This window comes from Pseudomonas anguilliseptica (assembly GCF_900105355.1).
GTDB lineage: Bacteria > Pseudomonadota > Gammaproteobacteria > Pseudomonadales > Pseudomonadaceae > Aquipseudomonas > Aquipseudomonas anguilliseptica.
Genome location: NZ_FNSC01000001.1, coordinates 1,136,220 through 1,161,245, shown reverse-complemented (window position 1 = coordinate 1,161,245; position 25,026 = coordinate 1,136,220). Strand labels below are relative to the sequence as shown.

19 protein-coding genes and 2 pseudogenes are annotated in these 25,026 nt (G+C 59.0%); 11 read left to right on the top strand and 10 right to left on the bottom strand.

Annotation, left to right across the window (positions count from 1 at the left end):
- Nucleotides 1-5 precede the first annotated feature (5 nt).
- Genes BLW24_RS05605 through purE form a run of 3 tightly spaced genes read right to left on the bottom strand, consistent with a single transcriptional unit; the run spans nt 6 to nt 2,399 of the window.
- Nucleotides 6-764, bottom strand: coding sequence for a substrate-binding periplasmic protein (locus BLW24_RS05605; protein ID WP_090377752.1), 759 nt, complete (start codon nt 762-764; stop codon nt 6-8).
- A 54-nt stretch (nt 765-818) separates the two neighbouring features.
- Nucleotides 819-1,904, bottom strand: a complete 1,086-nt coding sequence (locus BLW24_RS05600; RefSeq protein WP_090377750.1) for a 5-(carboxyamino)imidazole ribonucleotide synthase — start codon at nt 1,902-1,904, stop codon at nt 819-821.
- A gap of 3 nt (nt 1,905-1,907) precedes the next feature.
- On the bottom strand, nt 1,908-2,399 hold the full coding sequence (gene purE / locus BLW24_RS05595; protein WP_090377747.1) for a 5-(carboxyamino)imidazole ribonucleotide mutase: 492 nt from the start codon (nt 2,397-2,399) through the stop codon (nt 1,908-1,910).
- Between the two features lie 449 nt (nt 2,400-2,848).
- Here purE and BLW24_RS05590 point away from each other — a divergent pair, with 449 nt between their 5' ends.
- Entirely contained in the window at nt 2,849-3,499 is a 651-nt protein-coding gene (locus BLW24_RS05590; protein WP_244161087.1) for a hypothetical protein, read from the top strand.
- 101 nt (nt 3,500-3,600) lie between these two features.
- A complete protein-coding gene (locus BLW24_RS05585) occupies nt 3,601-4,593 on the top strand; it encodes an AraC family transcriptional regulator (RefSeq protein WP_090377741.1) in 993 nt (330 codons plus the stop codon).
- A 53-nt stretch (nt 4,594-4,646) separates the two neighbouring features.
- Here the strand turns inward: BLW24_RS05585 and BLW24_RS05580 are convergent, their stop codons facing one another.
- The gene (locus BLW24_RS05580) at nt 4,647-5,738 is read right to left on the bottom strand and encodes an IS630 family transposase (protein ID WP_090375778.1); all 1,092 of its coding nucleotides are present in this window, start codon (nt 5,736-5,738) and stop codon (nt 4,647-4,649) included.
- A gap of 337 nt (nt 5,739-6,075) precedes the next feature.
- Between BLW24_RS05580 and BLW24_RS05575 the strand changes: the two genes are divergently transcribed.
- Nucleotides 6,076-7,110 (top strand): histone deacetylase family protein, encoded by a 1,035-nt coding sequence (locus BLW24_RS05575; protein ID WP_090377739.1) that lies wholly within the window; start codon nt 6,076-6,078, stop codon nt 7,108-7,110.
- 110 nt (nt 7,111-7,220) lie between these two features.
- Nucleotides 7,221-8,332 (top strand): annotated as a pseudogene (locus BLW24_RS05570) (polyamine ABC transporter substrate-binding protein).
- A 129-nt stretch (nt 8,333-8,461) separates the two neighbouring features.
- On the opposite strand, the gene BLW24_RS05565 reads toward BLW24_RS05570, so the two are convergent.
- From BLW24_RS05565 to BLW24_RS05555, 3 genes are all read right to left on the bottom strand, one after another.
- Nucleotides 8,462-9,214, bottom strand: a complete 753-nt coding sequence (locus BLW24_RS05565) for an SEL1-like repeat protein (protein ID WP_090377736.1) — start codon at nt 9,212-9,214, stop codon at nt 8,462-8,464.
- Nucleotides 9,166-9,825 carry a tetratricopeptide repeat protein gene (locus BLW24_RS05560; protein ID WP_139272639.1) on the bottom strand — a complete coding sequence of 220 codons (660 nt, stop codon included), beginning with the start codon at nt 9,823-9,825 and terminating at the stop codon, nt 9,166-9,168. Before BLW24_RS05560 ends, BLW24_RS05565 begins: the two co-directional genes overlap by 49 nt.
- A 447-nt stretch (nt 9,826-10,272) precedes the next feature.
- Complete coding sequence (locus BLW24_RS05555) at nt 10,273-11,178, bottom strand: LysR substrate-binding domain-containing protein (protein ID WP_090377730.1); 906 nt, start codon at nt 11,176-11,178, stop codon at nt 10,273-10,275.
- A 354-nt stretch (nt 11,179-11,532) separates the two neighbouring features.
- On the opposite strand from BLW24_RS05555, the gene BLW24_RS05550 reads away from it, so the two are divergent.
- The 4 genes and pseudogenes from BLW24_RS05550 to tnpC all read left to right on the top strand — a co-directional run bounded on the left by BLW24_RS05550 (nt 11,533) and on the right by tnpC (nt 16,134).
- Nucleotides 11,533-12,960, top strand: a complete 1,428-nt coding sequence (locus BLW24_RS05550; RefSeq protein WP_090387633.1) for an aspartate ammonia-lyase — start codon at nt 11,533-11,535, stop codon at nt 12,958-12,960.
- 251 nt (nt 12,961-13,211) lie between these two features.
- Nucleotides 13,212-14,117: pseudogene (locus BLW24_RS05545) on the top strand (IS5 family transposase); the annotation flags it as partial.
- A gap of 46 nt (nt 14,118-14,163) precedes the next feature.
- Nucleotides 14,164-14,559 carry an IS66 family insertion sequence element accessory protein TnpB gene (gene tnpB, locus BLW24_RS05540; protein ID WP_244161054.1) on the top strand — a complete coding sequence of 132 codons (396 nt, stop codon included), beginning with the start codon at nt 14,164-14,166 and terminating at the stop codon, nt 14,557-14,559.
- 18 nt (nt 14,560-14,577) lie between these two features.
- A complete protein-coding gene (gene tnpC / locus BLW24_RS05535) occupies nt 14,578-16,134 on the top strand; it encodes an IS66 family transposase (protein ID WP_090375563.1) in 1,557 nt (518 codons plus the stop codon).
- A 548-nt stretch (nt 16,135-16,682) separates the two neighbouring features.
- Here the strand turns inward: tnpC and BLW24_RS05525 are convergent.
- Nucleotides 16,683-18,356 (bottom strand): sensor histidine kinase, encoded by a 1,674-nt coding sequence (locus BLW24_RS05525; protein ID WP_090377724.1) that lies wholly within the window; start codon nt 18,354-18,356, stop codon nt 16,683-16,685.
- A 13-nt stretch (nt 18,357-18,369) separates the two neighbouring features.
- Nucleotides 18,370-19,962 (bottom strand): response regulator, encoded by a 1,593-nt coding sequence (locus BLW24_RS05520; protein ID WP_090377721.1) that lies wholly within the window; start codon nt 19,960-19,962, stop codon nt 18,370-18,372.
- 319 nt (nt 19,963-20,281) lie between these two features.
- Between BLW24_RS05520 and BLW24_RS05510 the strand changes: the two genes are divergently transcribed.
- Nucleotides 20,282-21,310 carry an IS30 family transposase gene (locus tag BLW24_RS05510; protein WP_090375993.1) on the top strand — a complete coding sequence of 343 codons (1,029 nt, stop codon included), beginning with the start codon at nt 20,282-20,284 and terminating at the stop codon, nt 21,308-21,310.
- A gap of 109 nt (nt 21,311-21,419) precedes the next feature.
- Here BLW24_RS05510 and BLW24_RS05505 read toward each other — a convergent pair whose 3' ends face one another.
- Nucleotides 21,420-23,618: a malate synthase G gene (locus tag BLW24_RS05505; protein ID WP_090377715.1), complete on the bottom strand. Its 2,199-nt coding sequence runs from the start codon at nt 23,616-23,618 to the stop codon at nt 21,420-21,422.
- Nucleotides 23,619-23,915: 297 nt separating this feature from the next.
- On the opposite strand from BLW24_RS05505, the gene BLW24_RS05500 reads away from it, so the two are divergent.
- Nucleotides 23,916-24,362, top strand: coding sequence for a GNAT family N-acetyltransferase (locus BLW24_RS05500; RefSeq protein ID WP_090377712.1), 447 nt, complete (start codon nt 23,916-23,918; stop codon nt 24,360-24,362).
- A gap of 21 nt (nt 24,363-24,383) precedes the next feature.
- Nucleotides 24,384-24,902, top strand: a complete 519-nt coding sequence (locus tag BLW24_RS05495) for a glycine cleavage system transcriptional repressor (protein ID WP_090377708.1) — start codon at nt 24,384-24,386, stop codon at nt 24,900-24,902.
- Nucleotides 24,903-25,026: the final 124 nt, after the last annotated feature.

Genomic DNA, 25,026 nt, shown 5'->3' with positions numbered 1-25,026 from the left:
GTTCGCTACTCTTCGGTCTCTGGCGGTGCGACGCCGTAGCGATGGTAGATGCGGGCAATCTCGCCGCTTTCGCGCATGCCACGCAACGCCTGACCTAGCTGTTCGTAGAGGGGCGCTTTCGCGCCCCGATAGTGGCGCATCGACGCACCGTAATAGTTACCAACGGACTGATCGTACTGGTACTCGGCATAGCTGTAGTCGCGGAAGTCGATTTTGTGGAACTGCGCTTCGATGGCTTCGGCGTCCAGCACCACCATTACATCCAAGCGCCCGGCGCGAAACATCCCGGCCAGCAGGTAGTCGTCAGTCGCCAGGCTTTTTCGCAGGCTGTTGTCGCCGTCGAACTGATCGAAGTAGGCGGTGCCACGTTTGGCCCCGATCACCTTGCCCTGCAGGTCGGCATAGCTACGCAGACTGGCCTGTTGCCCGGCCTTGACGATAAAGCGGATGCTTTTGCGCTGAGTGCCGATCGACGGCAAAAAGTGCACGTAGTCCATGCGCTCGGCAGTGAAGAGCACACGCGGCACGAGGTCGATACGCCCGGATTTAAGATCTTCCAGGCTGCGTACAAAAGGCGCGTAACGCCATTCGATACGCGCGCCGACACGTTGCGCAGCCGTGTCCAGCACTTCGATCAGCGGGCCGACGGGGAGTGAGTCGAGGGCTTGCATCTCCGGCGGGCGCTCACGGTAATCGGCGCGCAAGACCTGTTCGGCATAGCAAAACGGCAGGTAGAACAAAGACAGCAGCAGCAGGTACTTCATGACAAGGCTCCTGTGTATGGCCAGTACGCAAGAGCTTTAGTCACAAAGCGAAGGTCAGGCCTTGGCGATCAGCGCCTCGACCACGGCAATCTGCTTGTCCAGGGTGGCGCGATCGGCGCAGCGCAGGGTAGCGTGGCCGACCTTGCGGCCGGCCTTGAAGGCCTTGCCGTAGTGGTGCAGACGGCAATCGTCGATGGCGATAACCTGCTCCACCGGCGGAACCACACCGATAAAGTTGAGTATCGCGCTCTCACCTATCTTGGCAGTCGAGCCCAGCGGCAGGCCGGCGACGGCGCGCAGGTGGTTCTCAAACTGGCTGCACTCGGCACCTTCGATGGTCCAGTGCCCGGAGTTGTGCACGCGCGGGGCGATTTCGTTGGCTTTCAGGCCGCCATCGACTTCAAAGAACTCGAAGGCCAGCACGCCGACGTAGTCGAGCTTGGTTAGCACGCGGCCGACGTAATCTTCTGCCAGCGCCTGCAGCGGGTGATCGGTGCTGGCGATGGACAGCGCCAGCACACCGCTGTCGTGACGGTTATGCACCAGCGGGTAGAAACGCGTTGCACCATCACGGGCGCGCACCGCTACCAACGAGACTTCGCCGGTGAACGGTACAAAACCCTCAAGAATGCACGGCACGCTGCCCAGTTCGGCGAAGGCGCCGGTGACGTCCTCAGGCTTACGCAGAACCTTCTGGCCCTTGCCGTCGTAACCCAGGGTGCGGGTCTTCATCACCGCCGGCAAGCCGATGCTGGCTACTGCGGCGTCGAGGTCGGCTTGCGACTGGATATCGGCGAAATCCGGGGTGGGAATGCCGAGGTCCTTGAACATGGATTTTTCAAACCAGCGATCACGGGCGATGCGCAAAGCTTCGGCGCTCGGATAGACCGGCACGAACTGGGAGAGGAAGGCCACGGTCTCGGCCGGCACGCTTTCGAACTCGAAGGTCACCAGATCGACTTCATCCGCCAGCTGGCGCAGGTGAGCCTGATCGCCGTAATCGGCGCGGATATGCTCGCCTAGCGCTTGCGCGCAGGCATCCGGCGCGGGGTCGAGAAAGGCGAAGTTCATCCCCAGCGGTGTGCCTGCCAGGGCCAACATGCGGCCCAGCTGGCCGCCACCAATTACGCCGATTTTCATGGGTTAGGCCTCACGCGGGTCCGGATTGTCCAGTACGGTTTCAGTCTGTTCCTGGCGGAACTGCTTGAGCGCAGCATGGAACTGCGGATGCTGGTGACCGAGGATACTCGCGGCGAGCAGCGCGGCGTTGACGGCGCCGGCCTTGCCGATGGCCAGGGTGGCGACCGGAATACCGGCGGGCATCTGCACGATCGACAGCAGCGAATCGACGCCCGAGAGCACGGCCGATTGCACCGGCACACCGAGTACCGGCAGGTGAGTCTTGGCCGCACACATACCCGGCAGATGCGCTGCGCCGCCGGCACCGGCGATGATCACCTGAATGCCACGGCCTTCCGCTTCTTCGGCGTACTGGAACAGCAGGTCCGGGGTGCGGTGGGCGGAAACCACCTTCACTTCGTACGCAATGCCCAGCTTGTCCAGCATCTCGGCGGTGTGGCTAAGGGTGGACCAATCGGACTTGGAGCCCATGATCACGCCAACCAGTGCGCTCATCGTCGTGCCTCTTCTTCATCAAGTGCCCGTAGGCGCTGCAGAAACTAACAAGCCACGCTGGAAACCAGGCGTGGCTTGTTAGTGTATGAATTATGGCGGTGCGGGCCGCCAAAGGCCGCGCAGTATACCGTAAAGCCTGGGCTGGCGTGCACCCCGGCGCGCCGTTTGTCGCGGACCGCTCGCCGCGCTGTCAGGCGGCAGGTCAACGCAGCGCAAGGCGAACACCACGGGCAGACCTGGCGCACAAATCGCTGTCAGAGGCACGGCTATACTAGGTGTTCTTTTAACCCAACAAGGACACCACCATGACAAGGCTGTAACTGCTACTCGCCGCTTCGCTGTTCACCCTCAACGCCAGCGCCCTCGAACTGGCCAAATACCCGCAAGTATTCGGTGCCGGCAACGGCATCAGCGTCACTGTTGCGCCCAGCAGCGATGACACGCAGGCATTGGTTCAGGTCAGCGGCATCAATCACCCACTGGATGAAGTGGTACTGCTGACCACGATCAAAGACCGTGGCAATGATGATCGCGATTACACCACCACCCTCAATGGCAGCGCCTACAACATGCTGGTCAAGCGTCAGGGCTGGGGTGGCGAGCGCTTCCAGCTCTATCTGCCCAATACCGACGGTTTCGAACTGGGCTTCGATGAAGCCAAGAGCAAAGAAGCCAAGCCGGCCAATCTGCTGGCACTCTATGAGCAGCAGAAGAAGAAAGGCATTCAGGACAAGCTGAGCCGCTTCGACCGGGAAAAGCGCGTGGCCGACTTCACCCAGCAGCTGCAACAGATTGACCAGGAAGCATCGCAGAGCTGCGGTACACCACTGACCACCGCGGTGGACTGGAAAGCCCTCGACGACGACAAACTCAAACGTCTTGGCGTGCCGAGCTTCTGCGGTGAAGTGGTCCGCCAGATGGCCAGCTTGTGCGAGAGCAGCACGGAGTTCAAAGCCCAGGCCGAGCAGCTGAAAACCGTGCAGTGCAGCTTTGACGCCGAACTCAAATTGCGCGAGGGCGATGCCGGCCTGCTCTTCACTACCCACGAGAAAGCACCCAATCAGGGCGACTTTATCAACGCCTTCCTGCGTAATCGCTAACTCTGACTAGACCGCAGCGGTCCGGACAGCCCCGGACTGCTGCGGTGCCGCGGCATAGTTCTTGCGTCATTCAGGCATTCTGAACTGTTGCGGTTGCCCCGATGTTGCACGCCCACCTGACCACCCTGCATGTGGTTTCGCTGATCCTGGAAGTCTTTGCCACGCAACCCGAACTGACCGAGCAGCTACTGGCCGGCAGCGGCATTGCTGCGACTGATCTGGCCTGCGCCGACACGCGCATCACCCGCACTCAGGAATTGCAGGTCTGCGCCAACGCCCTGCTGCTGCGCAGTGATCTGGGCCTGGAGCTAGGCCGGCGCATGCACGTGTCGGCCTATGGCATGGTCGGTTACGCCGCGCTCTCCAGTGCCACCTTTGGTGACGCCTGGCGGCTGATGCTGCAGTACCCGGCGCTGCTCGGCACCTACTTCAAACTGGATATGCAGCTCGAAGGCGAGCTGGCCTGGGTCAGCGCCAGCGACTACCAGCACACGCCAGCACTGGAAGTCTTCAACCTGGAAATGTGCCTGGCCTCGCTCAAGCTGATCAGCGACGACCTGCTCGGCCAATCCCTGCCGCTCAGCGCGGCGCAGTTTCGCTACAGCGAGCCGGACTACAGCGCACGCTACCCGCACAGCTTCGCCTGCCCGCTGCAATTCGATGCCGCGCGCAATGCCTTTGCCTTTCCCGCCAGCTGGTTACAACACCCTCTACCGCTGGCCGATGCGGTGACCCACCGCGAAATGCTCGAACGCTGCCGCAAGCAGAATAGCGAGTTCAACACCCGTCAGGCCTGGCTCGCGCGCATCCGCCAGCTCCTGGCCGAACAGCTGACCGCACCTCCAGGCCTGGAACAGCTGGCGCAGCAGATGCACTGCTCGCCGCGCACTCTGCGCCGGCACCTGCAGGAACTGGGCACCCACTATCAGGAAGTGCTCGACGAGCTGCGTTTCGAGCGGGCGAAAACCCTGCTCGGCCAGGAGGATTGGCCAATTTATCGGATTGCCGAATACCTCGGTTTTAGCGAAACGGCCAGCTTCCGCCATGCCTTCCAGCGCTGGAGCGGCGTGCCGCCGAGTCGCTTTCGCGCGTAGGTTGGGTTGAGAAGCAAAGCGACAAAGCCCAACAAGACTAGTGGCCTGTCTGGTTAATCCAATAACTCATTCCGAATTACAGCCAGCTTTGCTCGATGCACGGAGCTGATAATCGACTCAGCCGTTTTGCTCCAGCGGAACGGCTTAGCCGAATGTTCGTTATGAGCCTCAATGAAGCGACGTATCGCCGCTCTCAGGTCAGCCACGCTGCTGAAGGCATCACGATAAAGCGCCCGTCTTTCCAGTTGCGCAAACCAGCCCTCCACGGCGTTCAGCCACGAGGCGCTGGTCGGTGTGAAGTGCAGCTTGAAACGGGGATGCTTCTCCAGCCATTCCCTGACGGCAGCGGTCTTGTGAGTCGAGCTGTTGTCCAGAATTACATGCAGGTCCAGCTCGACGGGGGTGCTGCGGTCGATCTGTCGAAGGAACTCCAAAAACTCCTTGGCCCTGTGCCGCTGGGTGATACGGCCGATGACCTTACCCGTCAGGATGTCAAAGGCTGCGTACAGACTGGCCGTACCGTGGCGCTTATAGTCATGCGTCCGCCGCTCAATCTGCCCGGGCTTGAGCGGCAGCATGGGCTGTGTGCGGTCCAGCGCCTGGATCTGTGTTTTTTCGTCAACAGATAGCACCAGGGCGTTGTCGGGCGGATTCAAATAGAGCCCGACGACATCGACCACTTTGTCTGCAAAGTGCGGGTCGTTACTGATCTTGAAGGTTTTCAACCGGTGCGGCTTGAGGTCGGCAGCAGCCCACACCTGTGCGACCTGCCAGATGCTGACCCCAGCGTACTTGGCCATCAACCGTAGGCTCCAGTGGGTAGCTTCGCGCGGGACTCGCTGGGTCGTCAGCGTCAGGATTTCCTTGATCTTCGCTTCGTTGAGCTTGCGAGGCGCTCCACTGCGCCGCAGGTCACTCAGCCCCTCCAGACCGGTCTCCTGGTAGCGTTTACGCCATTTGAAGACCACTGGCGCAGAGACTTGCAGCTGCTCGCTGATCTCCTTGGGCGTGAGACCGTTGGCCAGCAGCAACAGAATTCTGGCCCGCTGGCCGATGCTCTGAGGCAGCGATCCCATGCGTAACCAGCCTTGCAGCATGTCGGCATCACTGGGACTCAAGAAGAATGGGGCTGCTGGCCGGGCCATATGGGAGCTCAATTCATGACGATAGAGCGCGCAGTATACTGGCTCGGCATTGGATTAACGAATTTTACAGACAGCTCACTGGGGGGGAATGGCGCTTGTGGGAGGGGCTTCGGCCGCGACCTGAGAAAAACTCGCCGCTAATGCGCCTCCCACGACATACCACGGCGATCGCGCAATGTAAGGCTGCCCCCCTGCGCCATCGCTGCGCGAGGATAACAATCGCTCCGGCCGTAAAATCTGGCCATTTCGATCCCCTTTTGGCCGTTGTCAGCGTTCTTTCACAGCGCCATACGGGCGAACAATGGCAACCAGAACAACAAGCCTGGGAGCCACCTGCATGCTGACCTTTTACAGCGACGACCATCACCTGCACCACGGCAGCTGCGAGCTGATCGACGGCCAGCTGATGCCCTGCTTCGAGAAACCGCAACGCGCCGACCATATCCTGCAACGGGTCAAGGACCGCCAGCTCGGCGAAGTACGCCCGCCGCAGGACTTCGGCCTGGCGCCAGTTGAGCGCATCCATAGCGCGGCCTACCTGGACTTCTTCAAGGGTGCCTGGGAGCGCTGGCAGGCGCAGAAGGGCAACGGCGACCTGCTGCCCTTCACCTGGCCGGCACGCACCCTGCGCCAGGTCATCCCGATCGATTTGCACGGCCAGCTCGGCTATTACAGCTTCGACGGCGGCGCACCGATTACCGCCGGCACCTGGCAGGCGGCTTACAGTGCCGCGCAGGTGGCGCTGAGCGCCCAGGCCGAGATCGCCAACGGCGCCCACAGCGCCTTCGCCCTGTGCCGTCCGCCTGGCCATCACGCCGCCGGTGAGTTGATGGGCGGCTACTGCTACCTGAACAACGCTGCCATCGCCGCCCAGGCATTCCTCGATCAGGGCCACAAGAAGGTGGCGATCCTCGATGTCGACTACCACCACGGCAATGGTACTCAGCACATTTTCTATGCGGGGAGTGATGTGCTGTTCGCCTCGATCCACGGCGACCCGGCCGAAGAGTTCCCGTTCTTCCTCGGCTACGCCGATGAACGCGGCATTGGCGCCGGTGAAGGCTGCAACTTCAACTACCCGCTGGCCATGGGCAGCCCCTGGGCAGTGTGGAGCGCCGCACTGGAGGAAGCCTGCCAACGGATTGCCGAATACGGCGCTGAAGTGATCGTGGTGTCACTGGGCGTCGACACCTTCAAAGACGACCCGATTTCCCAGTTCAAACTCGACAGCCCGGATTACCTGGCCATGGGCAAACGCATCGCCGCCCTCGGCAAGCCAACACTGTTTGTTATGGAAGGCGGATATGCGGTTGAGGCCATCGGCGTCAACGCGGTCAACGTGCTGGAAGGGTTCGAAGCAGCCAATTCGTAGGGTGGACGACGCTGTTTTCGTCCACCACTAGCGACCCAGATAACCCAGGTGGATGGATAAAGCGCCATCCACCCTACGCAAGATCAACAATCACACAGGGGTGCGAAACAATGACAACAATGAAACACCTACTCGCCGTCGCCATCTGCGGCGCAACCCTGCTGGCCACTGCGGCCCAGGCGAAAACGCCAGAGAAGCCGCGTGAGCTGCGCGTGTACAACTGGGCCGACTATATGCTGCCGGCGGTGCCCAAAGAGTTTCAGGATAAAAGCGGCATCAAGCTGACCTGGGACGTGTTCGACACCAACGAAGCGCTGGAAGCCAAGCTGCTCACCGGCAACTCCGGTTACGACCTGGTGGTGCCGACCAACACCTTCCTCGACACCCAGATCAAGGCCGGCGTGTTCCAGAAGCTCGACAAGAGCAAGCTACCGAACTGGCAGCACCTCGACCCCGGCCTGCTGCAGCTGATGACCGCCAACGACCCCGGCAACCAGTACGCCGTGCCCTACATGTACGGCACCGTGCTGATCGGCTTCAACCCGGACAAGGTCAAGGCCGTACTCGGTGCCGATGCGCCAGTGGACAGCTGGGACCTGATCTTCAAGGAAGAGAACATCAGCAAGCTCAAGCAATGCGGCGTGACCATGCTCGATTCACCCGGCGATATCCTGCCGATTGCCCTGCACTACCTGGGCCTCGACCCCAACAGCAGCAAGCCTGAGGACTACGAGAAAGCCAGCGCGCTGATGCTGAAGATTCGCCCCCACGTCGCCTACTTCCACTCGGCCAAGTACATGACCGATATCGCCAACGGCGACATCTGCGTGGCCATCGGCTATTCGGGCAGCTTCTACCAGTTCGCCAACCGCGCCAAGGAAGCCCGTAACGGCGTGGTGGTCGACTGGCGTCTGCCGAAGGAAGGCGCGCCGCTGTGGTCGACTCCTTCGCCATCCCGAAAAGCGCCCTGAACGTTGCCGAGGCCCATGAGTTCCTCAACAACCTGCTCGACCCGAAAGTGGTGGCACCGATCAGCGACTTCCTCGGCTACCCCAACCCGAACAAGGACGGCATGCCGCTGGTGGGGGCAGAAATCCGCGACAACCCCGGCCTGACCCCAACCGCCGAAGCGCAGAAGACCCTTTACGTGCTGCAGCCGCTGCCGCAGAAGATCGAACGCGTGCGCACCCGGGCGTGGAACACCATCAAGTCGGGCACCTGAATGCGCTGGCTAGCCGCAGGTGTGGCGGAACCTCGATCATTACCGCATGAACCAACAGGGCCAATCCCCGATGAGCCCTGTTGCATTTTCCAACACGCTACATGGACGCTGCGGTACACCTCGCTCACCTCAGTTCGGGATAGGCGTTGCCTGAGGCTGCATCTCCAGAACGATCTGCCCTCCCGCCTCGATCGCCACCAGGGGCAGGGTGTAGTTCGGGAACTGCAAGGCGAACACCACGCCCTGGTCCAACAACTCGCGGACGTCCGCAGGCAGCAGCCCCGACGAGCGGGCACAGCCATCGGCATCGACCTGCCCCTCCATCAACCGCTGCGGACGCTCGAGCGAACGGTAGGCGGCAAGACGCCAGTGGGTATTGTGCCCCAGGTTGTAGGCGCTGCCATAGGGATGCTCCAGACCGAGCCCGCACGCCTGCAATATCATCGGTCGGCTGGGCAACGACCTGGCCTCGCCCTGCTGCGCTCGAAACTTGCGAGCCCATTCCACCCGAGACACGACCTGGTCGACCGCATAGGCGTCGTAGGCCTCAGTGTCACCCAAGGCCTCGAGCCGGCGCAGACCTTCCTCCAGCCTGTCCAGATCTTCCTCACTGCCCAGATACTCCAGTAGCGCCTGATGAGCCGGCCGCACCGCCTCCTTCATCCCCATCAAAGCCGCCTGCTCGTAGTGATGGAGTGCCTGCTTCGCGTCCCGCCCTTCGAGGCCCTGCCCTTTGGACGCCATGCCGGCGAGATGATAGTGCGCCACCGCAATACCCTTCTCGGTCCCGCGGAGCAAGGCCGCCCGCGCCTCGTCATACTTACCCTCGTCCATCAACAACACGCCGTAATTCGTCCAGGACTGTCCGAAGCCCTCGGCCATACCCTTCTCCAACCACTCGATCGCGCGCGCCCGGAGCGCAACTGGGTCGAGCCGCTCGAGATCGGAGGGAGTGCCTGCCGCGCCACCTGCGTGTACTGCCGCGACGCCCCGAACAGGGTCTCGACCTTGCCATCTTCAGCGTAGGCCCGCGCGAGATAGTCGCCGGCTCGTCCGGCCTGCTGCACAAACTCCGGAATGCTCCAGTAGTTTGTCGGCACCTCAGGACTGCTGACCTGCGCCAGGTTGTACAGGGTCGGCAGCTTCAAACCCCGCTCCAGTGCCTCCTCGAAGAACTCCACCGCCATCTTCACATCGCCCTGCTCCCGCGCCATAGAGCCAAGGTTATGGCTGGCTCTTGCCGAGCCAAGGCTACGAGCATCCTGGTAATACGCCCGTGCGCGCTCGCGGTCCTCGGCCACCCCGCGCGCCAGGTGATATGCCTTGCCCAGCAAAAATAGCGCCTCAGCATCGCCCGCCGAAGCCTTGGCCTCGGCTTGTGGCAAAAAGGCCGCGTAATCCTTCCTCTCGAACAGCGACTTCAGTGGCGATGAGGCATAGCAGGTGACGGAAATGCACATCGCCAGCATCAGAGGATGGAAAATTGGCTTCATGAATTCATCCTTGATAACTGCAGAAAACCGGCCCGCAATCATACACACCAGGCCTCCGCGCCAGTGCGACAGATATCGCGACTTGACAGGAAGCAGACACAGCTACCCAAGTGTTGGGAGAAATAGATGAGTCACGGACTGCGACCTATCGTGAGTTTCTTCGGCATCAACTTGCCACTGCCCCGGTAGATCAGACTCGTTCAACGAGCAAGGGGAACTAAGCACTTGGTAGCTCACGATTTACTGCAGAAGTTCAGAGTCTGTGGAACGGGGAAAGCCTAGGCGATCGAAGCAAGCCCTGAGGCCGACTGGTACGGTCGTTAAAGAGGTAGGAGTGATTTGTTTTCAACTTGATTTGTCTTGTCAGACCAATCACTACCTCGCCTCCTTATCTAGTTACGCATTGATGACAGATGTCGCGAATAAACTCGCCCCTACAACTCGCGTCTAGCGGCCCACTTCGCCGCTTTCTAGCTTGCGCCACAACAGGCGTACCGAGGCTTTGCGTACCAGTGCGCAGCGGTACAGGCGAATCTCCAGCGGCGCCTGCCACTGTTCATCGCCGCACACCACCAGCTCGCCCCGGGCCAGTTCGGCGGTCACGCTCAGCCTCGGCACCCAGGCCACGCCCATGCCTTGCAGGGCCATGCTTTTCAGGCTGTCGGCCATCGCCGTTTCGTACACCGTGGTCGAGCGCAAGGCGCGTTGGCGCAGCAACAGGTTGACCGAGCGACCGAGAAACGCCCCGGCGCTATAGGCCAGCAGCGGCACGCTCTGGCCATTGTTAAGGTCGAACAACGGCGCACCGTTTTCGCCCACCGCGCACACCGGCAGCATTTCCGTGCGGCCCAGGTGCAGCGAGGGGAAGATTTCCGGGTCCATCTGCAACGCGGCGTCGGGGTCGTAGTAGGCGAGGATCAGGTCGCAGGCGCCTTCACGCAGCGCATGCACCGCTTCGCCAACGTTGGTCGCCACCAAGCGGGTGGTCAACGGCAGCCCTTCACGGCGCAGGCGGGCGATCCATTCCGGGAAAAAACCCAGGGTCAACGAGTGCGCAGCGGCAATCTGCATCACCTCGCCCTGCTGGCCTTCGAGGTTATGCAGGTGACGCACCACCTCGCCAAGCTGCTCGACCATGCTGCGTGCCGTGACCAGAAACAGCTGGCCGGATTCGGTCAGCTCGATGGGCGTGCAGGCGCGGTTGACCAAGGTCAGCCCGAGCATGTTCTCCAGGCTGCGGATACGCCGACTAAACGCCGGCTGAGTGACAAAGCGCTTCTGCGCCGCCTGGGAAAAGCTGCGAGTGGCGGCCAGGGTGACAAAGTCTTCCAGCCATTTGCTTTCGAGGTTCATCGTCACTCCTGTTTTTGTAGGGTGGATGACGCTCTTTTAATCCACCGCCCAGCCAGCATTCGGTTGTGGTGGATGGGTAAAGCGTCATCCACCCTACGGCCTATAGGGCATAACCCTGCAAACGGTCGACTGCGTTGCGCCGGTGGTGGGTTACGCCGCGTCGCAAGTGGCGTGAGAGGTGGCAATGGCGCAAGCGGCTAACCCACCCTACGTTTGCCGCCACACCGCGGTCACGCCAACATTATGCCGATTATGCATGACCCAGTGCTTAACAGCATTGGCCATTATCAAGCTGCAGCCCCTAATCTACGGGCCATCGCGGCATATGCCGTATTTCCTGAGATAACCTTGATCATGTCCCCTGCTGCATCTACTCGTCTTGAAAAAGACCTGCTCGGCACCCTCGACGTTCCTGCTGACGCCTATTACGGCATTCAGACCCTGCGCGCCGTGCAGAACTTCCGCCTGTCTGGCGTGACGCTGTCGCACTACCCGAAACTGGTGGTTGCCCTGGCCATGGTCAAGCAGGCCGCCGCCGACGCCAACCGCGAGCTGGGCCACCTGTCTGCCGCCAAGCACACCGCGATCAGCACTGCCTGCGCACGCATCATTCAAGGCGAGTTCCACGACCAGTTCGTGGTCGACATGATCCAGGGCGGGGCCGGCACCTCGACCAATATGAATGCCAACGAAGTCATCGCCAACATCGCCCTCGAAGCCATGGGTTTCGAGAAAGGTGACTACAAGCAGCTGCACCCGAACAACGACGTGAACATGGCGCAGTCGACCAACGACGCCTACCCCACCGCCATCCGCCTGGGCCTGCTGCTCGGCCACGACAGCCTGCTCACTGCTCTGGACAAGCTGATCCAGTCGCTCTCTAAAAAGCAGCTGGAATTCAGCCACGTACTGAAGATGGGCCGCACCCAGCTGCAGGATGCCGTGCCGATGACCCTCGGTCAGGAGTTCCGCGCCTTCGCCACTACCCTGAGTGAAGACCTGCAGCACCTCAAGCTGCTCGCCCCGACCCTGCTCACCGAAGTGAACCTGGGTGGCACCGCGATTGGCACCGGGATCAACGCCGATCCGCAGTACCAACTGCTGGCGGTCAAACGCCTGGCGATCATCAGCGGCCACCCACTGACACCGGCAGCCGACCTGATTGAAGCCACCTCGGACATGGGCGCCTTTGTGCTGTTCTCCGGCATGCTCAAGCGCACTGCGGTGAAGCTGTCGAAGATGTGTAACGACCTGCGCCTGCTCTCCAGCGGCCCACGCACCGGCATCAATGAAATCAACCTGCCGCCGCGCCAGCCGGGTAGCTCGATCATGCCGGGCAAGGTCAATCCGGTGATTCCGGAAGCGGTCAACCAGGTGGCCTTCGAAGTAATCGGCAACGACCTGGCCCTGACCATGGCGGCCGAAGGTGGCCAGCTGCAGCTGAACGTGATGGAGCCACTGATCGCCTACAAGATCTTCGATTCGATCCGCCTGCTGACCCGCGCCATGGATATGCTGCGCGAGCTGTGCATCGACGGCATCACCGCCAACGAAGCGCGCTGCCGTGAACTGATGGAAAACTCCATCGGCCTGATCACCGCGCTCAACCCCTACATCGGCTACGAAAACGCCACGCGCATCGCCAAGGTGGCGCTGGAAAGTGGCCGCGGCGTACTGGAACTGGTGCGCGAGGAGAAGCTGCTGGGCGACGCCGAGCTGGCCGACATCCTGCGCCCCGAGAACATGATCGCCCCACGCCTCGTCCCCCTGTTGGCTGGCTGATCCCCAGAGCACTACACGCGCCGTCTCCGCAAGGAACGGCGCGTTTTTGTAACCAGCGCCCAGGTCATGGGTAACTGGCCTTCCGCCCTCGCCTGCCGGGCGGCACCGCTCAAGGCCGCATAGACGGTCCCACAAAAACGATAATCCGGGTGATAACCATGAGTCAGAGCACCACCTCCTCCCTAGGGAAACCCTGAAGAAGACTTCCTGAATTTGGCAAAATACCTGAACTCCACCCGCCGAGTTTTCCGATGAAGCAGATGACCTTCGCCGACGCCGAGTACGCCGGCAAGCGCAAGCAAACCCGCAAAGAGCTGTTCCTGATCGAGATGGATCAGGTTGTGCCGTGGAAGGGTTTGATTGCCTTGATCGAACCGCATTACCCCAAGGGTGAAGGCGGACGTCCAGCCTATCCGCTGATGGCGATGTTACGGGTTCATTTGATGCAGAACTGGTTCGGCTACAGCGACCCGGCGATGGAGGAGGCTCTGTACGAGACCACCATCCTGCGCCAGTTTGCGGGTCTGAGCCTGGAGCGCATTCCCGACGAAACCACCATCCTCAACTTCCGCCGATTGCTGGAGAAACACGAACTGGCTGCGGGCATCTTGGCCGTCATCAATGGCTATTTGGGTGACCGCGGTTTGTCATTGCGCCAAGGCACCATCGTCGATGCCACGCTGATCAATGCGCCGAGTTCGACCAAGAACAAGGACGGTAAGCGTGACCCGGAAATGCACCAGACCAAGAAGGGAAACCAGTATTACTTCGGCATGAAGGCGCACATCGGCGTCGATGACGAGTCGGGTTTAGTGCATAGCGTGGTCGGCACGGCAGCCAATGTTGCAGACGTTACTCAGGTCGACAAGCTGCTACACGGCAAAGAAAACATGGTGGGTGCCGACGCGGGTTACACCGGCGTAGAGAAGCGGCCAGAACATGAAGGCCGTGAAGTGATCTGGCAGATCGCAGCCCGCCGCAGTACGTACAACACGTTGAGTAAGCGCAGCGCGCTATACAAAGCCAAGCGCAAGATCGAGAAGGCCAAAGCCCAGGTGCGCGCCAAGGTCGAGCACCCGTTTCGGGTGATCAAGCGGCAGTTCGGCTATGTGAAGACGCGCTTCCGTGGCCTGGCCAAAAACACCGCACAACTGGTGTAAGCGCTCCATAAACCTCATCTACAAATGATCCGCAGGCCAGCCAATGCTGAGCTCCAATTTCTTTCTGGAGCCAGCCGTCATGATGCGCCCCGACGCCAAAGTCGAAAAAGTCTATCTATACCCCAAGCCGGTGGATTTCCGAAAATCCATCGATGGCCTGGCCGCCCTGGTCGAGCTGGATATCAAGGTGGCGGTGTTCGACCCGGTGCTGTTCGTCTTCCTCAACCGCGCGCGCAGCCGGGTGAAGATTTTGTATTGGGAGCGCAACGGCTTTTGCCTGTGGCTCAAGCGATTGGAGGCTGAACGCTTCAAGTCGCATCCGGAACCTGGCGAAGATGCGATCGTGCTGACGGCCCAGGAGTTGAACTGGTTGTTGGACGGTATCGACCTGTGGCGCAACCGGCCGCACCAGGTTTTGACCCCTAGGTTCGTCACCTGAGCCGGTATAATCCACGGCATGATTTCTGTGCCCGAAACCCTTCCTGATGACCCCGCCGCGCTCAAGCAATTGCTCGCTGAGGTGTTGTCGTCGGCGCAGGAATTGGCCAAGGACAAGGATGGGCAGATCGAGCGCCTGCGCGAACAAAACGCGCTGTTGATCCAGCGCCTGTTCGGCCGTAAATCCGAGCAGAGCAGCGACCCGGATTCACCGCAGCTAGAGATGTTCAACGAAGCGGAAAGCCTGGCCGAAGCGGCGGCTGAAGCTCCGGCCGCTGAGGTCGAGGAAGAAGTCGTTGCGCCGACCAAGCGCCGCGGCAAGCGCAAGCCGTTACCGGCCGAACTACCGCGTGTCGAGGTCATCCACGAACTGCCCGAACACGAACTGACCTGCGAATGCGGTTGCCGCAAGCAGGCCATCGGCGAAGAAACCAGCGAGCAGCTGGAAATCATCCCGATGCAGGTTCAGGTGATCCGCCACATTCGCAAGACCTATGCCTGCAAGGCCTGCGAAAGCGCGCCGGTCACCGCTGACAAACCGGCCCAACTGATCGAGAAAAGGCTGGCCAGCCCGAGCGTGCTGGCGATGCTGCTGACCAGCAAATACGCCGACGGCATCCCACTGTATCGCTTCGAAAAGATGCTCAGTCGCCATGGCATCGACATCCCCCGGCAGACCCTGGCGCGCTGGGTGATCCAGTGCGGCGAACTGCTACAACCGTTGCTCAACCTGATGCGCGACAGGCTGCTGGACAGTCCGGTGATCCACTGCGATGAAACCCGCGTGCAGGTGCTCAAGGAGCCTGGGCGCGATCCGAGCAGCCACTCCTGGATGTGGGTGCAGACCGGTGGCCCGCCTGGCAAACCGGTGATCCTCTTCGACTACACAACCAGCCGCGCGCAGGAGGTGCCGCTGCGCCTGCTCGACGGTTATCGCGGCTACCTGATGACCGACGATTACGCCGGCTACAACGCCGTGGCCGCACAACAAGGTGTTGAACGCCTGGCCTGCTGGGCGCATGCGCGGCGCAAGTTCGTCGAAGCGCAAAAGGTGCAACCGAAGGGCAAAACCGGGCGTGCCGACATCGCGTTGGGGATGATCAACAAGCTCTACGGCATCGAGCGCGAACTTAAGGATGCCAGCGATGAACAGCGCTACCGGGGCCGCCAGCAGCACAGCCTACCGCTCCTCGATCAGCTCAAGACCTGGCTGGAGAAAACCCAGCCGCAGGTCACGGCGCAGAATGCCCTGGGCAAAGCAGTGAACTACCTGGCGAGCAACTGGAGCCGACTCGAACGCTACATCGAGGCTGGCCACCTGCCGATCGATAACAACGCTGCCGAGCGCGCGATCCGGCCCTTCGTCATAGGTCGCAAGAACTGGCTGTTCAGCGACACGCCGAAAGGCGCGACCGCCAGCGCCCAACTCTACAGCCTGGTGGAAACCGCCAAGACCAATGGCCAGGAGCCCTACGCCTGGTTGCGCCATGTCCTCGAACGCCTGCCGCTGGCCAACAGCGTTGAAGCCTACGAAGCGCTGCTGCCTTGGAACTGCCAACCAACGACGCCACTGTAAAACGCAAAACCTCTCCAGAGGGAGGTGGGGTCTATGGAGCGCTTACCAACTGGTAACGCTGTTCGCCCTGTCGAACCTGTGGATGGCCCGTCGACATTTGCTGACGAATGCAGGAGAGGTGCGCCTGTAATGTGGGAAATGACCGCTGCGAGGTGCTCGCGGCGGCCAGAAACACCGAAATGAGCGGATGACTTGATCGTTTTTGATCAGTTTTCCGCTTTCAAAATCAGCGGAGGCTGAAGTTGACCGGAAATACAGGGCTACTTCAGGCCATCCCTTAGTTCGTCCGCTAATAAATAGGAGGCAAAACGTTGTTCATTGGCTTTTTCGAATTCTTCCACGCCCTCCCAGATGCTGTAATAAGAATAAAACAGCAATAAAATACTGCTTGCGAGAACGCTCACGATAATAATCTGTGAGGAGGATGTGTTATTTTTTTCATTTTCATTCCTGGATTGAAAGCGTATAAGTTTTTTCGTTGTCTGTCTGTCTTGTGTTTTTATAATTTTTCCGCTAAACATTAAATCTATTTTATTAGTTAATTTTTGTTAGTTGGTTGCTAGCGGGATTCGTAAAGTGAAGCGTGTTCCCTTGCATTCAGTTGAGGTGGCCGTCAGTGTTCCTTTCAATATGCCAGTTGTAATGTTGCGGCAGATCGCAAGCCCAAGACCTGAACCACCTGTGCCCAGTTTGGTGGTGAAAAAGGGCTGCCAGATACGGGCTAAAATGTCTTCACTCATGCCCTTGCCATTGTCTGAGATACAGATAGTGACGTGGTCATTTTCTATATCCGCACTTATGCTGATTGAGCCGCTGTCGGAGGGGGTGAATGCATGTATGGCGGCGTTGTTAAGCAGGTTTGAGATGACCTGCCCGAGGGCGCCCGGATAACTGTCACAGTTAATATCAGGGCTGACGGTGTTTTCAAATATCCAGTTCACATGCTTGTAGGATGTCCGTAACATACTGATATGATCATTAACGAGTTCATGCAATTCGAATGTGCGATGTTGCTCAGATGTTTGGTCAATGGCTATGTTTTTGAAGCTGGCAATGAGGTTGGCTGCGCGCTGGCAGGCGCGTAATATCATCGGCGCTCCTTCGCCGCAGTGTTCAATGTAGTATTCGAAAGTTGAACGTAACATTTTGCCGTCTTTAATTTCTGCAGCTATTGCCTTGGTGTTGGCATCTAACGCAGAGGCTGCAGTTACAGCAATGCCAATCGGGGTGTTCAGTTCATGTGCAACGCCTGCGACAAGTGCGCCCAGCGATGAGAGGCGCTCGGACTCCATTAAAGAACGTTCTGCCTTATTTAATTCCTCTCGCCTTTGCGTGCGTTCTATTTCGAGTTCAAGAAAGCGACTTTGTGCGCGGGCAACACAGCCAGCAATGCTATTTCCAAGGCTGTTACTGACTTCAAGTGGCTCCGTGAAATTGCCATTGCTAAGGCTGGATATATGCTCTTCTAAAGTGCTTAAAGAGGCCCCGAGGATGCGATGCGCAATCCATAGCGCTAGGGCAATCATCATGGCCAATAAAGTAGATTGTATGGTGAGGGTATACTGTATCCTGCTTGCGTCTTGAATAGTGCCTTGCACACTAAGTTGTGTGCGTTCATCCAGCGCTTTTGTGAGCTCCAGGATAGGTTGCATAATGCCAGCCTTGGTTTCTTGGTAGGCTGGCGAGTGGAGCAATGCAATGGCTTGAAGCTGTGTGGTTAGGTCGCCAGGCCCGGCTCTCTCACGGAGAGCCATCGCTTGATGTTCGATTTCTACAAGGGCGTCGGAGTTTATTTTGGCGCTGCTGAGCAGGCGGAATTCTTCCTCGGTGATGTTGGCTTGGCGCATTAGGTCATTTAGTTTTGCTGGCGTGCTTGCCGGGCTCGGCTTTTTATCTGCTTCAAGCATCAGGTCCCAATATATGTACGCGTAGTTTTCTGGGCGTGGTGCTAAGCCATCACGAATGTCGAGCACTTCCTGAAATTGTCTCTTGTACATGACGTTGCCTGTCACCGCATATGAGCGAGCCATTCTGGTCAGGTCATCGGATGACTGCCTAAGCTCGTCAGCCAAAAGCAGTATTTGCTCACGGTTGATCTGCCCGTGTTCAATTGAGCGTCTTGACTCTATGTATAAGTAAAATGTTGCGCATATTGTTAGAGTCAACAGAAATGCTGTCGCTAATGCGCCATAGAATAAGGTGAGCAGGTAAGGCTTTCTCATGGGGACTGCCCCTCTACTGTTTGATAAGGCCGTAGTAATCGCACAGGTCTTGGGGGAGGCGCCTATCTGTGAGCAGGGTCGTGAGAGCTTGTACAACGCGCGGGTCAAACTGGGTGTTGCTGCGGGCCAGTATATAATCTATTGCTTGGTTCAGTGGCCAGGCAGTTTTGTATGGGCGATCACTGAGTAGTGCGTCAAACACATCAATGACAGCGACAATACGTGCGCCGACGGGTATTTTCTCTCCTGCCAGGCCTCTTGGATAGCCGTTGCCATCAAAATGCTCATGGTGACCGCCGGAAATCTCGGCGGCGATAGAGAAGTAATTGCGGCCCTGTATGAGTTTTGATGCGTGAAATAATATTTCTTCACCCAGTTGTGCATGAGTTTCCATCACGGTGCGTTCGTCACTGTCAAGTTTGCCTCTTTTTTGCAGAATGCAGTCTGGAATCCCTATTTTGCCTATGTCGTGGAGTATGCTTGCCCAGCCAACTTTAGATAAGAATCCGGGTGTTAATTCATTTGTAAAGAAGCCTTGGTTCACAAGTTCTACTGCAATCGCCTCGGTTAAGTCACGCACGCGCAGAACATGCTTGCCGGTGTCGTCGTCTTTATGTTCGGCCAGTCCTGCCATGGCGACAACGCTCGCCTCTTGGGACTTTTTAATTTGGCCAAATAAGTGGAAGTTATCGTAAGCGGCCGACATACGCCCGCAAAATATTTCAAGCAGTGCCTGCTCTGTGGCATCTATTTCATACCTGGGTGCGAAGTGTATAAAGAACATATGCCCGTTGTGCGCAGGTATACACAAAACGTCAAAAGGGTGCTGGAAAACAGATTTTTGTTTCTGATGAGCCATTGCAATGTTCTGGGTTAACTCAAGCTGGTTAACAAGGCCGTGGTCATTTACTTCAAGCGTTTCATACGCGCCTGTGGCGGCGACGATAGTTAGCCGTTCTGGGGCTTCTGGATTTAGGCCCATGGCCGTTACCAAAATGCTTTCGGGGGGCGACTTTAGGAGTAGGCTTATTTGTTCCAGTATCCCGGAAGCGAATTGTTTAAGGGAGGCGATACGATATAAGCTTGACGTGCTCTCCAATATTTTCATCAGGCCAATACGATTTTCCTCAAGCGACCAAAGACTTTCATAGGCGCGCAGGGAGGAAATGACGACTGTAAACAGCATCTCTGCGGTTAAGTCGGTTTTTAACTTATAGTCGTTAATGTCGTAATCGATAATGACGTTTTTCTGGGGCGCATACCCAGGTTGACCCGTACGCAGCACGATGCGAACCATGCGGTTGCCTAGATCTTCTCTGATCCATTTGACGAGTTTAAGGCCGGCGTCATCGGTCTCCATCACCACGTCGAGCAATATAAGGGCGAGGCCGGTTGTGTTGCTTATAATTTCAGCTGCTGCGGCGGCCGAATAAGCATGTTGTACGTTAAGTGTTTTGTTTTTATAGCTGAAGCTGCTGAGCGTTAACTTGGTGACATTGACAATGTCGGGTTCATCATCAACCACCAATATGTTCCAGGCCTTTTGGGTCTTGTCGGTTGCTTCAGTGACGTCCTCTGTCAGCCAGTTATCTAGAAAGTCACTCATTTACCTAAGCCTCACTGTGGGCAAGCCACTCAACGGCAATCGGGTGATTAGAGTTGTTAGTTTTTCACGCTTTTCATTTTAGGCTCTCTAAAGCAGCTCGATGTGCTGTCGTTACCACGCCTAAGTTGGTTGTGCGATTGTTCGGCAAGCCGAGCAAAGCGCCCTGTGCGGGGGGGGGCGTATTTCAACTCTAGTTGACTGGCGTGGGGTGTAAAGGAAGAGGGCGCTGGTTTTTTGGGGGCAAGGGTGGGGTGCGATTGGATGGGCGGCGGCAAAAACTGAGTGCAACACCTGATCTTTCCGATACGGTGCTGCCCCTATGTCTTATTCCGAACTCAGCGTTGAAGAGCGCGCCACTATTCAAATCGGTCATGCCCAAGGCTTTAGCCTGCGCAAGATTGCCCACCTGATCAACCGATCCCCCTCGACTATCAGTCGCGAGTTGCGCCGTAATCGAGAGGTCTGCGGTCGTTACTCGGCCCGTGCGGCGCAGCAGCAGATGAGAGCCCGGCGCCAAGTCTGCCGGCCCAAGCGAAAGCTGCTGCCCGGTAGTGAACGCTTCGAGTTGGTGACCCATATGCTGCGTGAGCGTTTGTCTCCCGAGCAGATTGCCGGCAAGCTGCGCAGCATGAACATACCCAGCCTCAGAGATGCCTACGTCTGTCGCGAGACGATCTATACCGCGATCTATGCCTTGCCGGTCGGCGAGCTGCGTAAGGAGCTGATTATCTGCCTGCGCCAAAGCAAGACGACGCGCAGGCCGCGCTCTGGCGGCGTGGATCGACGTGGCCAGCTCCCGGAGCTGGTCAGTATTCACGTGCGCCCGCCGGAGATTGAAGACCGCCTGATGCCGGGCCACTGGGAGGGCGACCTTATCAAGGGCAAGGCCAACGCCTCGTCGGTCGGCACCTTGGTAGAACGCACCAGTGGCTACCTGATGCTGATCAAGATGAACGATGCGACGGCGACCTCGGCGATGGAAGGTTTCAGCGCCGCACTCAATCGTATGCCGCTGGCGATGCGTAAGAGCATGACCTACGACCAGGGCCGGGAGATGGCGCGGCACGCCGAGATCACCCAGAGAACCGGCATAGCGATCTACTTCTGCGACCCACACAGCCCCTGGCAGCGCGGCAGCAACGAAAACATCAACGGCCTCATTCGCCAGTACCTGCCCAAGGGCACAGACTTGTCGGGACACAGCCAAGAACAGTTGGATGCCATTGCACTGCAACTGAATATGCGGCCGCGTAAGCGCTTCGACTTCAAGTGCCCGATCGAAGTCATGAGCGAAGTAATGCAAGAAGCCATGGCTATGCGGCATGATGCGCCAGCGTCAATTCAATAACCGTGTTGCACTCAGCTCCTGCAACCGCCATGTATTTTTCAGTTTTGCAAACGACAATGCCTCCGGCTGAGGCTAGAGGCATTGTCTGCGTTCGGTCGTGGGATGGCGGTTACTGGCTGGGCGAGTTTGCGGCCAGGCCGTTGGCCGCTTTGAACTCGCGGCGGCGGCGGTGCAGGACCGGCTCGGTGTAGCCGTTCGGCTGCTTGGCGCCTTCGACTACCAGCTCCAGGGCAGCCTGGAAGGCGATATTGCTGTCGAAGTTCGGTGCCAGCGGACGGTACAGCGGATCAGCTGCGTTCTGACGGTCAACCACCGGTGCCATGCGCTTGAGGCTGGCAACGATCTGCTCTTCAGTGGCGATGCCATGACGCAGCCAGTTGGCCAGCAGCTGGCTGGAGATGCGCAGGGTAGCGCGGTCTTCCATCAGGCCGACGTCATTGATATCCGGCACCTTGGAGCAGCCGACGCCCTGGTCGATCCAGCGCACGACATAACCGAGGATGCCCTGCGAGTTGTTGTCCAGTTCGTTCTGGATCTCGTCAGCCGACCAGTTGGTGTCCTTGGCCAGCGGGATGCTCAGGATATCGTCGATGGACGCGCGCTCACGCTTGGCCAGTTCGGCCTGACGGGCGAACACGTCGACCTTGTGGTAGTGCAGTGCGTGCAACGCGGCGGCGGTCGGCGACGGCACCCAGGCGGTGTTGGCACCGGCCAGCGGGTGAGCGATCTTCTGCTCCAACATACCAGCCATCAGGTCGGGCATGGCCCACATGCCTTTACCGATCTGCGCGCGACCTTGCAGGCCGGTGGCCAGGCCGATGTCGACGTTCCAGTTCTCGTAAGCGCTGATCCACTTCTCGGCTTTCATGGCGGCTTTGCGCACCACGGCGCCAGCTTCCATGGAAGTGTGGATTTCGTCACCGGTACGGTCGAGGAAGCCGGTGTTGATGAACACCACGCGCTCGCTGGCTGCTTTGATGCACGCCTTGAGGTTGACGGTGGTGCGGCGCTCTTCGTCCATGATGCCGACTTTCAGGGTGTTGCGAGTCAGGCCCAGCACGTCTTCAACGCGACCGAAGATTTCGGTGGTGAAGGCGACTTCTTCCGGACCGTGCATCTTCGGCTTAACGATGTACACCGATCCGGTGCGGGTGTTCTTGCGGCTGGTGTTGCCATTCAGGTTGTGCACGGCGATCAGGCTGGTGAACAGCGCGTCCTGAATACCTTCTGGAACTTCGTTGCCTTGGGCATCGAGAATCGCCGGGTTGGTCATCAGGTGACCAACGTTACGCACGAACAGCAGGCTGCGTCCGTGCAGGGTCAGCTCACTACCGTCGGTCTTGGTGTAAACGCGATCCGGGTTCATGGTGCGGGTGAAGGTCTGGCCGCCCTTGACCACTTCTTCCGCCAGGTCGCCCTTCATCAGGCCGAGCCAGTTCTTGTAGATGACCACTTTGTCGTCGGCATCGACGGCGGCTACGGAGTCTTCGCAGTCCATGATGGTGGTCAGCGCAGCTTCCATCAGCACGTCTTTAAAGCCGGCCGCGTCGGTCTGGCCGACTGGGGTGCTGGCGTCGATCTGGATTTCGAAGTGCAGGCCGTTGTGCTTGAGCAGGACGGCGACAGGCGCATCGGCTGCGCCCTGGAAGCCGATCAGCTGCGCGTCGTCACGCAGGCCGCTGTTGCTGCCGCCTTTGAGGCTGACAACCAGCTTGCCGGCTTCGATGCGGTAACCGGTGGAATCGACATGGGAGCCGGCAGTCAGCGGCGCGGCTTCGTCGAGGAAGGCGCGGGCGAAGGCAATCACCTTGTCGCCACGCACCTTGTTGTAGCCACGGCCTTTCTCGGCGCCGCCTTCTTCGCTGATCACGTCGGTGCCGTACAGCGCGTCGTACAGCGAACCCCAGCGGGCGTTGGAGGCGTTCAGGGCGAAACGCGCGTTCATCACCGGGACCACCAGCTGCGGGCCGGCCAGACGGGCGATTTCTTCGTCGACGTTCTGCGTGGTGGCCTGGAAGTCAGCCGGCTCTGGCAGCAGGTATCCGATTTCCTCGAGGAAGGCTTTGTAGGCAGCGGCGTCATGGGCCTGGCCTGCGCGGGCCTGGTGCCAGACGTCGATCTGCGCCTGAATCGCATCGCGTTTGGCGAGCAGCGCACGGTTTTTCGGGGCCAGGTCATTGATGACCGCTTCGGCACCCGCCCAGAACGTATCGGCAGCAAGGCCGGTACCGGGGATGGCTTCGTTATTCACGAAGTCGAACAGCACTTTGGCAACCTGCAGGCTGCCTACTTGAACGCGTTCAATCATCACTTGCCTCACTCTGCTCAGCTCTACTCAATAGCCGCGTCGGACATGGGAAATACGTCATGTAGTCCGAGGCGCGGCATACTACATCAAGATCCGGGGAAAATCAGTGGGTGCGCGTCGCTCTGCGACCAAGAAGTACTTTGTAGTCACTGTGTGGCGTATTGTTGCGGTTAACTTTGAATATTGTTTCATAAAAGTTAAAAAACAGTACACAGTTTATTGCGCATGTTTCTCGATCTACTGCTATAGGCGCGCCTGCCTATACTGCTGCTCCACCGTTTATGGAGTGCGATCACCATGCATATACAGGCAGCCACTGCCGTGGATCTGGATGAACTGGCCGAGCTGTTTTGCGCGTATTTGTGCTTCTATGAGGTGGGCAAACCTCAGCCGCAGGTGCGGGACTTTCTCGCTGCGCGCCTGCGCAACAGGGATTCGATCATCCTGCTGGCGCGCGATAAGCAAGGTGTGGCGCAAGGCTTCGTCCAGCTCTATGCCTTTTTCTCTTCGCTGGCACTACAGCCAGCCTGGCTGCTGAGTGACCTGTACGTCAGCGAGCAGGTGCGCCGCCAGGGTGTTGGCGAAGCGCTGATGAACGCCGCCCGCGCCCATGCCGTGGCCACCGGAGCCTTCGGTTTGCAGTTGGAGACGGCAAAGAGCAATCTGCCAGGACAAGCCCTCTACGAACGCCTGGGCTATGTGCGTGATGAGGCGTTCTATACCTACTGGCTGGCGCTCAAATAGGCCTGTATAATGGAGTTGTTTATGGATCATCTGGTATTGACGGTTATTGCCGAGGATCAGCCGGGGCTGGTCGAACGCATCGCCCAGTGCATCAGCGAACACGGCGGCAACTGGCTGGAAAGCCGCATGTCGCGCATGGCCGGGCAGTTCGCCGGGATCCTGTGCGTCGATGTGCCTCTGGATGCACATTCCGGCCTGGTCACCGCGCTGGAAGGCCTGCAGGCGCAGGGCATCCGCGTGCAAGTCGCCGCAGGCGGCATTGAGCCGGCAAGCGCTTGGCAGGCTATTCGCCTGGAGCTGGTGGGCAATGATCGGCCGGGCATCGTGCGCGATATCACTCGCCTGCTCAGCAGTCATGGGGTCAACCTGGAAAGCCTGAACACCGAAGTGGTGCCGGCGCCCATGAGTGGCGAACTGCTGTTCCAGGCTCAGGCTGTGCTGGGCGTGCCGCAGAGTCTGGGTCTGGAACAGTTGCAGGCGCACCTGGAAACCCTGGCCGATGATCTGATGGTTGAGCTAAAGCTGCAGGCCGAAGACTAGCAGGCCGTTGAAACTACCTGCGTTGGCAATCCGGCGTTAAAAACAGGCTCGGAATGCTCATTTGCACCAGCAAACGCCGCTTCCTCGCCTGTCTTTGCCTTGTCTTGCCTGCCTCGTCTACGTT

What these genes read in the sequence shown, in the direction of transcription:
- tnpC (WP_090375563.1), top strand. Translation starts at nt 14,578, where the DNA reads ATGATTTCTGTGCCCGAAACCCTTCCTGATGACCCCGCCGCGCTCAAG.
- BLW24_RS05520 (WP_090377721.1), bottom strand. Translation starts at nt 19,962, where the DNA reads ATGAGTGACTTTCTAGATAACTGGCTGACAGAGGACGTCACTGAAGCA.
- tnpB (WP_244161054.1), top strand. Translation starts at nt 14,164, where the DNA reads ATGCTGAGCTCCAATTTCTTTCTGGAGCCAGCCGTCATGATGCGCCCC.
- BLW24_RS05565 (WP_090377736.1), bottom strand. Translation starts at nt 9,214, where the DNA reads ATGGCCGAGGGCTTCGGACAGTCCTGGACGAATTACGGCGTGTTGTTG.
- BLW24_RS05555 (WP_090377730.1), bottom strand. Translation starts at nt 11,178, where the DNA reads ATGAACCTCGAAAGCAAATGGCTGGAAGACTTTGTCACCCTGGCCGCC.
- BLW24_RS05550 (WP_090387633.1), top strand. Translation starts at nt 11,533, where the DNA reads ATGTCCCCTGCTGCATCTACTCGTCTTGAAAAAGACCTGCTCGGCACC.
- BLW24_RS05560 (WP_139272639.1), bottom strand. Translation starts at nt 9,825, where the DNA reads ATGAAGCCAATTTTCCATCCTCTGATGCTGGCGATGTGCATTTCCGTC.
- BLW24_RS05510 (WP_090375993.1), top strand. Translation starts at nt 20,282, where the DNA reads ATGTCTTATTCCGAACTCAGCGTTGAAGAGCGCGCCACTATTCAAATC.
- BLW24_RS05600 (WP_090377750.1), bottom strand. Translation starts at nt 1,904, where the DNA reads ATGAAAATCGGCGTAATTGGTGGCGGCCAGCTGGGCCGCATGTTGGCC.
- BLW24_RS05605 (WP_090377752.1), bottom strand. Translation starts at nt 764, where the DNA reads ATGAAGTACCTGCTGCTGCTGTCTTTGTTCTACCTGCCGTTTTGCTAT.
- purE (WP_090377747.1), bottom strand. Translation starts at nt 2,399, where the DNA reads ATGAGCGCACTGGTTGGCGTGATCATGGGCTCCAAGTCCGATTGGTCC.
- BLW24_RS05495 (WP_090377708.1), top strand. Translation starts at nt 24,384, where the DNA reads ATGGATCATCTGGTATTGACGGTTATTGCCGAGGATCAGCCGGGGCTG.
- BLW24_RS05505 (WP_090377715.1), bottom strand. Translation starts at nt 23,618, where the DNA reads ATGATTGAACGCGTTCAAGTAGGCAGCCTGCAGGTTGCCAAAGTGCTG.
- BLW24_RS05585 (WP_090377741.1), top strand. Translation starts at nt 3,601, where the DNA reads ATGTTGCACGCCCACCTGACCACCCTGCATGTGGTTTCGCTGATCCTG.
- BLW24_RS05575 (WP_090377739.1), top strand. Translation starts at nt 6,076, where the DNA reads ATGCTGACCTTTTACAGCGACGACCATCACCTGCACCACGGCAGCTGC.
- BLW24_RS05525 (WP_090377724.1), bottom strand. Translation starts at nt 18,356, where the DNA reads ATGAGAAAGCCTTACCTGCTCACCTTATTCTATGGCGCATTAGCGACA.
- BLW24_RS05500 (WP_090377712.1), top strand. Translation starts at nt 23,916, where the DNA reads ATGCATATACAGGCAGCCACTGCCGTGGATCTGGATGAACTGGCCGAG.
- BLW24_RS05580 (WP_090375778.1), bottom strand. Translation starts at nt 5,738, where the DNA reads ATGGCCCGGCCAGCAGCCCCATTCTTCTTGAGTCCCAGTGATGCCGAC.